Origin of the sequence: Saccharopolyspora oryzae (genome assembly GCF_027853915.1) — a bacterium.
Taxonomy (GTDB): domain Bacteria; phylum Actinomycetota; class Actinomycetes; order Mycobacteriales; family Pseudonocardiaceae; genus Saccharopolyspora; species Saccharopolyspora oryzae.
In genome coordinates this window covers 36,211-49,020 of record NZ_JAQGLA010000033.1, presented here as the reverse complement: position 1 = coordinate 49,020, position 12,810 = coordinate 36,211, and the positions used below count along the sequence as shown (strand labels likewise).

Annotated in this window: 10 protein-coding genes; 8 read left to right on the top strand and 2 right to left on the bottom strand. The window is 70.1% G+C overall.

Annotated features, from left to right (window positions below; genetic code table 11):
• The first annotated feature begins 52 nt into the window (after nucleotides 1-52).
• Together OU415_RS20290 and OU415_RS20285 are read left to right on the top strand one after the other, a co-directional pair.
• Nucleotides 53-373: a GroES family chaperonin gene (locus OU415_RS20290; RefSeq protein WP_270950482.1), complete on the top strand. Its 321-nt coding sequence runs from the start codon at nucleotides 53-55 to the stop codon at nucleotides 371-373.
• 99 nt (nucleotides 374-472) lie between these two features.
• Nucleotides 473-2,473: a VanW family protein gene (locus OU415_RS20285; RefSeq protein WP_270950481.1), complete on the top strand. Its 2,001-nt coding sequence runs from the start codon at nucleotides 473-475 to the stop codon at nucleotides 2,471-2,473.
• 61 nt (nucleotides 2,474-2,534) lie between these two features.
• On the opposite strand, the gene OU415_RS20280 is transcribed toward OU415_RS20285, so the two are convergent.
• The gene (locus tag OU415_RS20280; RefSeq protein WP_270950479.1) at nucleotides 2,535-3,302 is read right to left on the bottom strand and encodes an endonuclease/exonuclease/phosphatase family protein; all 768 of its coding nucleotides are present in this window, start codon (nucleotides 3,300-3,302) and stop codon (nucleotides 2,535-2,537) included.
• A gap of 457 nt (nucleotides 3,303-3,759) precedes the next feature.
• Between OU415_RS20280 and OU415_RS20275 the strand changes: the two genes are divergently transcribed.
• From OU415_RS20275 to OU415_RS20255, 5 genes are all read left to right on the top strand, one after another.
• Nucleotides 3,760-4,587, top strand: a complete 828-nt coding sequence (locus OU415_RS20275; RefSeq protein ID WP_408641876.1) for a basic amino acid ABC transporter substrate-binding protein — start codon at nucleotides 3,760-3,762, stop codon at nucleotides 4,585-4,587.
• A 172-nt stretch (nucleotides 4,588-4,759) separates the two neighbouring features.
• The gene (locus tag OU415_RS20270; protein ID WP_270950505.1) at nucleotides 4,760-5,566 is read left to right on the top strand and encodes an amino acid ABC transporter permease; all 807 of its coding nucleotides are present in this window, start codon (nucleotides 4,760-4,762) and stop codon (nucleotides 5,564-5,566) included.
• Between the two features lie 133 nt (nucleotides 5,567-5,699).
• Entirely contained in the window at nucleotides 5,700-6,461 is a 762-nt protein-coding gene (locus OU415_RS20265; RefSeq protein WP_270950475.1) for an amino acid ABC transporter ATP-binding protein, read from the top strand.
• Nucleotides 6,462-6,763: 302 nt separating this feature from the next.
• Entirely contained in the window at nucleotides 6,764-9,037 is a 2,274-nt protein-coding gene (locus tag OU415_RS20260) for an oxidoreductase (protein ID WP_270950474.1), read from the top strand.
• 162 nt (nucleotides 9,038-9,199) lie between these two features.
• On the top strand, nucleotides 9,200-10,057 hold the full coding sequence (locus OU415_RS20255; RefSeq protein WP_270950472.1) for an SGNH/GDSL hydrolase family protein: 858 nt from the start codon (nucleotides 9,200-9,202) through the stop codon (nucleotides 10,055-10,057).
• Nucleotides 10,058-10,102: 45 nt separating this feature from the next.
• On the opposite strand, the gene OU415_RS20250 is transcribed toward OU415_RS20255, so the two are convergent.
• Nucleotides 10,103-12,199 carry an AfsR/SARP family transcriptional regulator gene (locus OU415_RS20250; RefSeq protein ID WP_270950471.1) on the bottom strand — a complete coding sequence of 699 codons (2,097 nt, stop codon included), beginning with the start codon at nucleotides 12,197-12,199 and terminating at the stop codon, nucleotides 10,103-10,105.
• A 173-nt stretch (nucleotides 12,200-12,372) separates the two neighbouring features.
• On the opposite strand from OU415_RS20250, the gene OU415_RS20245 reads away from it, so the two are divergent.
• A complete protein-coding gene (locus tag OU415_RS20245) occupies nucleotides 12,373-12,798 on the top strand; it encodes a hypothetical protein (RefSeq protein ID WP_270950470.1) in 426 nt (141 codons plus the stop codon).
• Nucleotides 12,799-12,810 lie beyond the last annotated feature (12 nt).

Below are 12,810 nucleotides of genomic sequence, written 5' to 3'. Positions count from 1 at the left end.
TACACCCGCCCTGGGCGGCCGACCGCGGGGTGGGGAGAAGTAAACTTTTCGGGTGACCGATGCCAAGCTCGAAATCCAGATGCTGCACGACCGGGTCATGGTGCGCATCTCGCCGGAGTCCGGTGAGCGCCGCAGCACCGGCGGCATCGTGATCCCGGCGACCGCCCAGGTCGCCAAGCGGCTCGTCTGGGGCGAGGTCTTCGGCGTGGGCAGCCACGTGCGCACCGTCAAGGTCGGCGACCAGGTGCTGTTCAACCCCGACGAGCAGTTCGAGGTCGAAGTCCAGGGCCAGCCGTACCTGGTGATGCGCGAGCGCGACCTGCACGCGGTGGCCACCGAGCAGACCGAGCAGGGCACCGGGCTGTACCTGTAGTCGGCAACCCCGGTCCGGTCGGCGCGACGGCCGGCGAAGCGCAGGAGCCGACGACTCCAGGCTCCCCCCACCGCAAGACCGACAGGAGAAGGGGAAGCGGTGCCGGAAAACCACGACCAGCACAGCGGTGCGGACCCGTCCACCGAACGGCTCCGCACCGATTCGGACCAGAGCTCGACCGGTGGTGCCCACCCGGAGACCGAAGTCGAGCAGACCACCCGGATCCCCCCGGTGACCCCCGAACCCGAGTCGGACGCCGAGCGCACCGTGCAGATCGCCGCGGTGCCCGCCGACTTCAGCAGCTACCCGCTCGGTGAGACCCAGTCGATCCCGCAGGTCAACGCCGAACCCACCGGCTGGAGCGCGGTCGTGCCGCCGCAGTCGGCGGACGAGCGCAAGAAGCGCGGCCTGATCCGGGCCGGCATCGCCGCTGGTGCGGCCGTCGGCGCCCTGGCCCTGCTCTACATCGGCGACCTGGCCTTCACCAGCGGAACCGTGCCGCGCGGCACCGTCGTGGCAGGCGTCGACATCGGCGGCCTGGAGCCCGCGGCGGCCGAGACGCAGCTGCGCAACGACCTCGGCCCGGGCCTCGACGAGCCGGTGGAGCTGAAGGTCGCGGACCGCTCGGTGACCATCAACCCGGGCGACGCCGGGCTGGAGATGGACTGGGCGGCGACCGTGCAGGAGGCCGGTGAGCAGCCGCTCAACCCGTTCACCCGGATCTCCTCGCTGTTCACCACCCGCGAGGTCACCCCGGTCAGCCACGGCGACCGGGAGCAGCTGGTGCAGGCGCTGGAGCAGGTCCGGCCGCAGCTGGACCGGCAACCGGCCGAGGGCACCATCCGCTTCGAGGGCGCCAAGGCCGTCGCGGTCGACCCGGTGACCGGCCAGTCCATCGACGTGGAGAAGGCCACCGACGAGGTGCTGACGCACTGGGCCGAGAAGGGCCCGGTGAGCATCCCCTTCACCGAGCAGCCGGTCAGCACGACCAAGGACGGCGTGCAGCGGGCGTTGCGCGAGGTCGCCGAGCCCGCCGTGAAGTCGCCGGTGACGGTGCGCGGCGAGGGCAAGGACGCGACCCTCGCACCCGAGGCGATCGCCAGCGCGCTGCGGTTCGAGCCGGACGGCCAGGGCGGGCTGAAGGCCAGCGTCGACCTGCCGACCGCGGTCGGCGCCGTCGAGCCGCAGCTGGCCGACACCATCAAGCCCGGCAAGGACGCCGAGATCGTCGTCGAGGGCGGGCGCCCCGTGGTCCGGCCGTCCGTCGACGGCATCGGGGTGAACTGGGACAAGAGCTTCGAGAAGCTCCTCGACGTGCTGCGCGCCCCGGAAAAGCGTTCGGTGCAGGCGGTTTACGAGCACCAGCCGGCGAAGTTCACCACCGAGCAGGCCGACCAGCTCGGCATCAAGGAAGTCGTCGGCGAGTTCAGCACCGGCGGCTTCGAGCCCGCGTCGGGCGTGAACATCCGCCGCACCGCCGAGCAGGTCAACGGCGCGATCATCAAGCCCGGCGAGACCTGGAGCCTCAACGGCCACACCGGTCCGCGCGGAGTGGCGCAGGGCTACGTGGAGTCCGGGATCATCCAGGACGGCCGGCCCGGGCGCGCGGTCGGCGGCGGCATCTCGCAGTTCGCCACGACCCTGTACAACGCCTCGTACTTCGCGGGCATGCAGGACGTCGAGCACAAGGCGCACAGCTACTACATCAGCCGCTACCCGGCGGGCCGCGAAGCGACGGTGTTCCAGAGCCCGAGCGGCGCGAGCGTCATCGACGTCAAGTTCAAGAACGTCGCCAAGAGCGGCATCCTGATCACCACGGAGTGGACGCCGTCGTCGATCACGGTGAAGCTGTGGGGCACCAAGCAGTTCGACGTGTCCTCGCAGACCGGCGAGCGGACCAACCCCACGGACCCGCACGAGAAGGTCGTGCCGCCGGGCGAGCCGTGCAGCCCGAGCAAGGGCACGCCCGGTTTCACGGTGACCGACACCCGCACCATCCGGGACCTGAGCAGCGGTCAGACGAAGACCGAAACGCAGCGCACGCGCTACGAGCCGCAGCCGATCATCCACTGCGGCCCACCACCGCCACCGCCGCAGTGACCGACGACTCCCCTGGCCCCCACCGGACCTCCGGCGGGGGCCTTCGTCGTTCCGCCCCGGCTCAGCGGGTGGTTTGGACGAGCAGGCCGGGGTGTTCGGTGCCGCCGATCGGGAGCGTTTCGGCTCGTTCGAAGCGGAACGCGTCCATCGCGAAGACGTGCTGCACGCTGCCGTCGTCCTTGCGGTACCAGCCGTCCGGCACGCACGACTGGACGTCGGGGGTGCCGCCGACGACGAGGTTCAGGTCCCCGCCCAGCACCGCCTGGGTGCCCAGCGCGGTGGCGATCGAGGTCAGCTCGCGGCACTGCTCGGCCGCCACTTGGCCGTCCTCCTGGGACAGGTGCGAGGTGCACGCGGAGACCTGCGAGTACGGCACGCACAGCAGGACGCGCTGCACGCCGCTGCCGTCCTGCGCGGCGAACTGCCGCTCGACCGGTTCGCCGGGGGCGCCGAGGTCGGGGTGGGTCAGGATCGCCACGCCGGCGTCGCCGCGGCCGTCGTGGCACTTGGCCGGGTCGCCGGTGTTCGCGTCGCCGACCGGGGTGAACTCCCAGCCGTAGCCGGTTTCCGCGGTCATGCGGGTGATGTCCGAGGCGCAGACCTCGTTGAGCGTCACCACGGCCGGCTGCCGCTGGTGGATGGTGTCGATCGCGGCGTCGACGGCCTGGCCGGGGGCGCTGCAGGCCTCGTCGCCGCTGTTGCAGAGGTTGAGCTGGAGCACGTCGAAGGATCGGGCGGCCGGGGCCTGCGCGTGCGCGACGGGGAGCACGGCGGTGAAGGCGGCGGCGAGCGCGGCCACCAGCCAGAGCACGGTCGAACGACGGGGCATCGTGACCTCCTTCGGGGTTTCGGCCTTCGCCGAAGGGCACGTTGAAGTCTGCGCACCGGCGCAATTCCGCTCGACCGCTGGATGGGCTAGTGGCGACTTCTCGTCACCTGCGCGTTGGGCGGTCGCCTGGGACGACGATTTGATCACGGACAGTGATCATCTGGTCGGCGTTTCGTGGCTTCCAAACCGGTTCGCCGTACCGGTTGACCAGTGGTGCGCGCCACATGAGACTGAGTCGCACTCGGACGGTGTGGGCAAACGACCCACGGGGATGTGGGAGGTTCGTCGGAATTCCTTTCGTCGCTTCGGTGCTCGACCGCCAGGTTTGCCGAACTCGGCGGGCGGTGGCGGCTGCGGCGGCGGAAAAATTTGATGGCTTCGCAACATTCAGCGTTGGGATTACGCCCGATCGGGTGGCACCATTCAACGACTCAGGTCCTCACCTACTAGGAGTGACATCGTGGCGCGTCGTCGAGGAGCACTTCGAGCAGCCGCTCTGCTGCCCGCCCTGGCCTTGGCCGTGGCGGCCGCGGGGTGCGCGCAGCCGACCGGAGGTGGTGGCGGCGGCGACGCCGCGGGCGGTCCGGTGGAACTGATCGCGCCGGGCAAGCTCACCACCTGCACGCACCTGCCCTACGAGCCGTTCCAGTTCCCCAAGGACGGCAAGATCGTCGGTTTCGACGTCGACCTCGTCGACCTGGTCGCCCGCGACCTCGGCGTGCAGCAGAACATCGTCGACGCCCCGTTCGACGAGGGCATCCAGTCCGGTGAGTCGCTGAACAGCAACCAGTGCGACGTCGCGGCCGCGGCCATGACGATCACCGACGTCCGCAAGCAGAACCTCGACTTCTCCGACCCGTACTTCGACGCCGAGCAGGCGCTGCTGGTCAAGAAGGACTCCGGCATCACCGACCTCGCCCAGATGCGCGGCAAGAAGCTCGGCGTCCAGGTCGGCACCACCGGCCAGGAGTACGCCGAGAAGAACAAGGACCAGTTCGGCTACGAGGTCGTGGTCTTCGACGACCTCGCGCTGCAGGAGACCGCGGTGCAGACCGGCCAGGTCAACGCCGCGATCAACGACAACGGCGTGCTGCTGAACTTCTCCAAGAACAACCCGGACACTCAGGTGACCACGGAGTTCGCCACCGGCGACAAGTACGGCATCGGGGTCCGCAAGGGCAACACCGCGCTGCTCCAGAAGGTCAACGAATCCCTGAAGAAGGCCAAGGAATCCGGCGAGTACGACGCCATCTACCAGAAGTGGTTCGGCAAGAAGCCGGAGTGACGCCACCAGCCGCCGCGGGACCGGGCCGGTCCCGCGGCGGCTGACGCGCACATGGCCTCCGCCGGGCTGCGATTGGTCACCCTCCCCCTGGAACAGCCGCTCGTCGAGGCTGGATCCCGGTGAGACACAGGAGCATTCGATGACAACCGAGACCGAGCGGCCCACGAGCAGGATGGGCCGACGACAGCGAGCGAGGCTGAGCCGCGGGATCCAGTACGGCGTGCTGGTCGCCGCGCTCGCGGTGCTGGCAGTGGTCGCCGACTGGGGGCAGATCGGCCGGGCGTTCTTCAACGTCGAGGTCGCCAAGGCGCAGTTCCCCGACGTGATCACCACGGCGCTGGTGAACACCATCATCTACACCGCCCTGGGCTTCGCCTTCGGCTTGGCGCTGGGCATCGTGCTGGCGCTGATGAAGATGTCGTCGGTGGGGCCGTACCGGTGGATCGCCACCGGCTACATCGAACTCTTCCGCGGTCTGCCTGCGCTCCTGGTGTTCATCGCGCTGGGCTTCGGCGTGCCGATCGCCTTCCAGCTGCGATTCGACATCTACTCCACGGTGATGCTCAGCCTCGGTCTGGTCGGCGCGGCCTACATGGCCGAGACGATCCGCGCCGGCATCCAGGCCGTGCCGCGCGGCCAGGTGGAAGCCGCGCGTTCGCTGGGCATGTCCCCGGCGCGCACCATGATCACCGTGGTGATGCCGCAGGCGTTCCGGATCATCCTGCCGCCGCTGACCAACGAGCTGATCCTGCTGACCAAGGACTCCTCGCTGATCTACCTGCTGGGCCTGTCCGCCGACCAGTACGAGCTCGCGAAGTTCGGTCGCGGTGCGCTGAACCAGTACCAGTCGCTGACGCCGATCCTGATCGCCGGACTGTGCTACCTGATCATCACCATCCCGCTGTCCCGGGTTTCGAACCTGCTGGAGCGCAAGTACGGCAGCGGTGCGCGGACCAAGAGCGGAGGCGCGGGAGCATGAGCAGTCTTTGCCAACCCCAGCCCTGCTCAACCGCGCCCCAGGGGAACGTGACGCAAACCAGCCACAAGAAACTGCGAAACGTGAGATCCATGCCGAACGCAACCACCACTGTGAATCGCGGAGAGGCGGAACTGTGATCATCGAGATCTCCGGGTTGGGCAAGTCCTTCGGTTCGCTTGAGGTGCTGCGCGGCATCGACCTGCAGGTCGAGCGCGGCGAGGTGGTGTGCGTGATCGGGCCGTCCGGGTCCGGCAAGTCCACCCTGCTGCGCTGCGTGAACCTGCTCGAGGAGCCGAGCGCGGGCAAGGTCGTGGTGCAGGGCACCGAGCTCACCGATCCGGACACCGATCTGGACGGCGCGCGGCGGCACATCGGCATGGTGTTCCAGCAGTTCAACCTGTTCGCGCACCTGTCGGTGCTGGAGAACCTGACCGTGGCGCAGCGCAAGGTGCTGGGCCGGGACAAGAAGACCGCGGAGAAGACCGCTCGGGACAACCTGGACCGGGTCGGGCTGGCGGAGAAGGCCGACTCGATGCCGGCGCAGCTCTCCGGTGGTCAGCAGCAGCGGGTCGCCATCGCGCGGGCGCTGTCGATGAACCCGAAGGTGATGCTGTTCGACGAGCCGACCTCGGCGCTGGACCCGGAGCTGGTCGGCGACGTGCTCGGCGTGATGCGCCAGCTCGCCGACGAGGGCATGACGATGCTCGTGGTGACCCACGAGATGCAGTTCGCCCGCGAGGTCGCCGACCGCGTCCTGTTCATGGACGGCGGCGGCATCGTCGAGCAGGGCGACCCGGCCGACGTCATCGGCAACCCGAAGGAAGAGCGGACCCGCACCTTCCTGGCCCGCGTCCTCGACCCCACCCACACCCATCCCGAGGCCCCGGTCGAGTGACCGTGCGCAATTTCAATGGAAATCGGACGTCTGATTTCCATTGAAATTGCGGAAGTTGTCCACAGGAGCGGGTAGTTGTCCACAGCCCCCGGTGCGTCGGTGTCCGACGCGCCGGGGGTTGGTGCTTTCGGGGGAACGCGGGGCGTCGCGGGGGTTTCACGTGGAACTTCGCGTTGGGCCGTTCGGTTGCACCGCTGGTCCGTTCGCAACCTTCTGGCGAGATCACACGTCGGAGTTGGTGGGGTCGTTGATCGACTACCTTTCGTGTGGAACGACGGAATTGGACACGTTCGGGGGAACTGGTGGCGGTCGTCAAGCCGTGGGAGAGCAACGGTCCGTTGACCGCTGCCGAGCAGCGGTTCGAGGAACTCCTGCGGCAGAGCAGGAGCGACCGCGGGGCCCCCGACACCGGCGCGCCGCTGGACGTGCACGCCGTCAACCACGACCCGGAGCAGGTCATCCGCGGCGAGTACCTCAGCCGCCGCCTGGTGGAGTCGCTGGACGAGCCCGGCTGGCGGCCGTTCTCCCGGCGCACCGGTCAGCAGCCGGTCATCGCCATCGAGAACGCGGTGATCACCGGCCGCCTCGACCTGCGCGCCACCGACCTGCCCTACCTGCTGGAGTTCGTCCGCTGCCGGTTCGAGCTCGTCCCCGACCTGCGGCAGGCCAAGATCGCCGGGCTCGTCCTGTGGCACTGCAGCCTGCCCGGCCTCAACGCCCGGAACCTCAGCACCAGCAACGACACGGTGCTGCGCAACTGCACCAGCACCGGTGGCATCGACCTCGCCGACGCGCAGCTGGGCGGTTCCCTGCTGTTCAACGACAGCGAGCTGCGCAACCCCGGCGGCCGCGCCATCTACGGCGACCGGCTGTCGGTGTCCGGCGCGCTGATCGGGCTGCGGGTGCAGGTGCGCGGCGAGATCCGCATCCCCGGCGCGAAGGTCGGCGGCAACCTCACCCTGTCCGGCGGCACGCTGCGCAACCGCGGGCGAACCGCGTTGAACGCCAACGGGATCCAGATCGGTGGCAGCCTGCGCTGCGACGTCGACCCGACGAGCGGGCGGCCGCTGAGCGTGGCCGGGGTGATGTTCATGCCCAGCGCGCACATCGCGGGCGACGTCCGGCTGCGCGACGCGGTGCTGGAGCCCGGCATGATGCCGCCGCGCCGCGGCGAGTCCAAGCACGACGACCCGACCAGCACGCTGATCTTCGACCGCGGCGACATCCGCGGTGACGTGCAGATAGACCAGAACTTCCGCAGCGGCGGGACGATCCGGATGGTCAGCGCGCGGATCGGCGGCGACCTGCGGATGGCCGGGGCGAGCATCGACCTCGGCTGGTCGCGGTCGGCGAAGGCTGCGGTGGAGCAGCCGCTGCGCGCGCTGCACATCGACGGCACCGAGATCCTCGGCAACGTGGACGCCTCGCGCGCCGACCTGCACGGCCAGGTGCGGATGGTCGACGTGCAGGTCTACGGCAGCTTCCAGCTGAACCGGGCGCGGCTGCGCGGGCCGCGCACCGACGTGGTGCAGGCCAGCCGGATCAAGGTGGGCAGCAACCTGGACTGCCGGGACACCGAGATCGCGGGTTCCCTCCAGCTGCAGGGCGCCCGGATCGGCGCCAACGTCGACCTGCGTTCGGCGCAGCTGACCAAACCCGCCTGGCACCGGCACAAGCTGGCCTACAAGCCGTCGGTGGACCTGCGCGCCGCGCAGATCGCGCGCGACCTGGTGTGCGCGTCGGGCGGTCGGCCGTTCCTGGCCGAGGGCGAGGTGCAGCTGCGGCGCGCGCAGATCGGGCGGCAGGCGAACTTCTACGGCTGCCGGCTCGGCGACGGTTCCAGCCGCAACGCGATCAACGCCTTCGGCCTGGTCGTGCAGGAGTTCACGCTGCTGCCGGAAACCGCGCCGCAGGGCCGGATCATGCTGCGGCAGGCGCAGTGCGAGCTGCTGGCGGACAACGCGGCGCTGTGGGCGGCGTCCGGTGGCGTGGACGTCGAGGACTTCACCTACGACAACTTCACCGAGACCATCGAGCCGACCGACCGCGCGACCGTGGTCGAGCGGCTCGGCTGGCTGCGCGCCAACTCCGGCGGCCGGTACCAGCCGGGGCCCTACGACCAGCTGGCGAAGGTGTTCCGCGGCAACGGCAACGAGGAGCACGCGGTCACGGTCCTGATCGAGAAGCAGAAGCGCCGCTACCAGGCGATCGCGGCGGCGACGCGGCCGGTGTTCCGCCTGCCGGTGCGGTTGTGGAGCACGTTGCAGCTGATCACGGTGAGCTACGGCTTCCGGCCGCTGCGCGCGCTGATCTGGTTGGTGCTGCTGACCGCGGCGGGCACCAGCTGGTTCAGCTTCCACCAGCTGCACCCGATCAACGAGGAGGACCACCCGGTCTGGAACCCGTTCCTGTACACAGTGGACCAGCTGGTGCCGATCATCAACCTCGGCCACGACGTGATGTGGCGGGCCGAGGGCAACTCGGAGTGGATCACGGTCGTGCTGATCGCGGCGGGCTGGATCCTCGCCACCACGGTCGCCGCCGGTATCACCAGAGCCCTCCGCCGCGACCAGTAGCCGTCATCCCGGGGGTGGCGCTACGCGCCGCTGCCATTCGGACGCAGGTGGGATACGGCTGTTCGAGGGTGCCACTCGATGATCGGGTGAAGTATCGGGCCATCGTGGATCTTCCGTGCTAGATCAGGTCTGCCCAGTCCTCGCCACGGCACGGAGGTTCGCGTGGTCCGGTTCCCTCGTCTCACCCAGCTCGGCGTCGCCATGGCCGCCGCCGCAGTCGTCCTCGCCCCGACAGCGCACGCGGTCACCGACGACGTCGAGTACGTCGCGATGGGCGATTCCGCCGCGGCCGGTCCGCTCATCCCCGACCAGGATCCCGACCTCAACTGCTTCCGCTCCGAGAAGAACTACCCGCGGGTCGCCGCAGAGCTGATCGGCGCGAAGCTGACCGACGTGACCTGCTCCGCCGCGAAGATCAGCGACTTCTCCACCAAGCAGTACGGCGTGGTGCCGCCGCAGTACGACGCGCTCAAGCGCAGCACCGACCTGGTCACCGTCACCATCGGCGGCAACGACGTGGAGCTGGTGCAGGCCGCCGTGTCCTGCCTGAACCTGCTGCCGGAACCCGCGGGCAGGTCCTGCAAGGACCGCTTCACCGCGGGCGGGCGCGACGAGCTGGCGGAGCGGATCGACGCGCTGGCCCCGGAGGTCGACGGGATGCTGGAGCAGATCGAGGCGCGGGCCCCGCACGCCGAGATCGTGGTCGTCGGCTACGGCACCTACCTGCGGCCCGGCGGCTGCTACCCGATCCAGCCGGTGTGGGCGAGGGACGCCGACTACATCCAGTCCAGTGTGGACAAGCTGAGCGCGATGCTGCACGAGCGTGCTTCAGCGCACGGCGCCGAGTTCGTCGACCTGGCGGAGGTGAGCCGCGGGCACGACACCTGCGCCGCGCCGCAGGACAAGTACTACGAAGGCGTCATCCCGACGTCGGTGGCGGCCCCGCTGCACCCGAACGCCAAGGGGATGCAGGCCTTCGGCGAAGCCGTCGCGAAGGGGATCCAGCACGCGGATTCCTGACCGCACGAACGGAAACGCCCCCGTGCCGGAGCGCGGGGGCGTTTCTCATGAGGCCAGATCTCCGCAGAGCTGGACGGAGAAGGCCGCTTGCGCCCGCACGTCGCCCAGCTCGCCCGCGATGTTCAGGCCGCAGTACAGCACCTCGAGCTGAGCCGCGCGGTCGCCGAGCCGGTGGTGGAAGCGCTCCAAGGACAGCGCCAGGTGGCAAGCCCGCGCGTGCTCGTCGCGCAGGATGGCCAGCCCGAGCATCTTGTGGAGGTTGGCCTCCTCGGTCCGGAACCAGCGGATCGCCGCCTGCGCGTTCGTGATCTCGGGGAGGTCCACCGGCGGCGGACCGGTCCAGCGGCGCCACGGCGAGTCCGAGATGAACCGCAGCCCCCGATCCGCCGCGTGCAGGTAGAAGTCCAGCAGCCGGTTGAACGCGGCGTTGCGCTCCCCGTCCGCCTCCTCCGCCGCGATCGCGGTGGAGTACAGCCGGACCAGCCCGGGCCACAGGTAGCGGCCGTCGTCGGTCTCGTGCAGCAGGTGGAACGCCGCCATCCGCTCCAGCTGGACGAAGCTCTCGTGGATCGTGGTGCCTGCGAGCGCGGCGGCGGTGAAGCAGTCGACGGTGCCGCCGGGGTGCTCGGCCAGCAGCCGGAACAGCCGGGCCGCGCCGCCGTCGAGCCGCTGGAAGCTGCCGGTCAGCGCGGTGTGGACGCCTTCGCCGGAGTCCGGCAGCGAGAGCTTGGCCAGCCGGTGGCGGGGGTCGGCGGAGGTGTCGAGCAGCGAGCGGATCGTGCGCTGCGGCGGCCCGGCCGCGCGGGCCGCGGCGATCCGCAGCGCCAGCGGAAGCCGGTCGCACAGCTCGGCCAGCTCCACGGCGGCCTCGGACTCGGCGTCGATCCGCTCGGGACCGAGCACGAACCGGAGCACGTCGACCGACGCCTCGCGGCTCAGCGGCGGCACCGCGACCCGCACCGCTCCGGCCATCACGGCGAGGCCGTCCATCCTGCTCCGGCTGGTCACCAGCACCGCGCAGCCTGCCCCGGGCAGCAGCGGCTTGACCTGCGCGGCCGAACTCGCGTTGTCCAGCACCACCAGCACCCGCCGACCCGCCAGCGTCGACCGGTACAGCGCCGCGCGTTCGTCGAGATCGGAAGGGATGCGCACGTCGGGGACGCCGAGCGCGCGGAGGAAAGCGCTCAGCACCTGGCCCGGCTCCACCGGTTCGGTCTCGCTGAACCCGCGGAGGTCGGCGAACAGGCAGCCGTCGGGGAAGCGCTCGGCCGACCGGTGCGCCCAGCGCAGCGCGAGCGCGGTCTTGCCGACCCCCGCCGGGCCGGTGATGACCCGGACGTCGCCGTCGCCGCGGCGGCGGTCCAGCTCCGCGAGCTCGGCCTCCCGGCCGACGAACCCGCTGTTCTCCCTGGGCAGCTGCCACGGCACCGCGGTCGGTTCCGGCTCCTCCGAGCTGAGCACCGTCTGGAACGCCGCTTGCAGGCCCGGACCCGGGGTGACGCCGAGCTCTTCGCTGAGCCGGGACCGCGTCTCGTGGTAGACGTCGAGCGCTTCGGCCTGCCGTCCGGCCTGGTGCAGGCTCAGCACCAGCAGTTCCACCAGGGGTTCGCGCAGCGGGCGCATCGCGACGGCCTCGCGCAGCGGGTCGATCCCCTCGTCCGCGCGGCCGATCCGGTGCAGCCGCCAGGCCAGCTCGTGCACCGCGTTGATCATCGACTCGTCCAGCCGGTCCACGACCTCGCGGCGCAGCTGCTCGGCGGCGACGTCGGCCAGCGGCGGTCCGCGGTGCAGGGCCAGCGCGGTGTCCAGCAGTTCGACGGCCTCGGCGTCGGGTGCGTTGCGGGCCGCGGCGACCAGGTCCTCGAACTGCGTCATGTCGACCGCGGCTCGCGGCGCGAGCAGCTGGTAGCCGGGTGCGCGCGTGACGACCTCGACGCCGTCGCCGAGCTCCCGGCGCAGCTTGGCGATGTGGCCCTGCAGCGCGGCTTTGGCGGTGGGTGGCGGCTCGCCCTCCCACGCGATGTCCATCAACCGGTCCGCGGACACCACGCGGTTCAGCTCGATGGCCAGCGCGGCCAGGATGCTGCGCCGCTTGGCGGCGCCGATCGCGGTCGCGTGGCCGTCCGCTCGCAGCAGTTCCACGGGTCCCAGCAGGCGAATCCGCAGCTGTGGTGGTTTCCTTCGAGAAGACATCCGCTCATTTCGAGTGCTCCGCCGGACGTACCCGCCACCCTCCCCGATGTGTTGGCGGGACGTTGGGCCGACGTTGGCGACGCCTGTGATCATAGTGCGGTGTTGTTGTGTCTGGGGGACTCATGAGCGAAGCCGAGGAAGTTCAGGCGTCTCGCACGCTGGCCCGTTCCGCCGCAGGCATCAAGCAGTTGCGCCAGGCGGTGGAATCGCAGAACTTGCGCCTCGAACCCGAAGCGGGCAAGCAGCTCCGCGAAGCGCTCGAAGACCAGATGTCCACAGTGGATGAATGGTTGAAGCGCGCCGCCGGCCTCACCGGGAACGCGCCGCTCGGGCAGAACCCGGTCGGCCAGGCGATGGCGGTGAAGTTCGCCACTCGCGCGCAGGGCGGCGAGAACTCCTTCACCGACGTGCTGACGCAGTACCGCGCGGTCGTCGAAGAGGCGCGCGACGCGATCGTCGAAGCGATGCGCACCTACCGGGACGCCGACGAGCACGCCGCGGACGACTTCCGCAAGATCGCGGACGCCGCGTTCCAGAACCGCACGTGATGGGTCGGGCGA

What these genes read in the sequence shown, in the direction of transcription:
- OU415_RS20280 (WP_270950479.1), bottom strand. Translation starts at nt 3,302, where the DNA reads ATGCCCCGTCGTTCGACCGTGCTCTGGCTGGTGGCCGCGCTCGCCGCC.
- OU415_RS20270 (WP_270950505.1), top strand. Translation starts at nt 4,760, where the DNA reads ATGGGCCGACGACAGCGAGCGAGGCTGAGCCGCGGGATCCAGTACGGC.
- OU415_RS20245 (WP_270950470.1), top strand. Translation starts at nt 12,373, where the DNA reads ATGAGCGAAGCCGAGGAAGTTCAGGCGTCTCGCACGCTGGCCCGTTCC.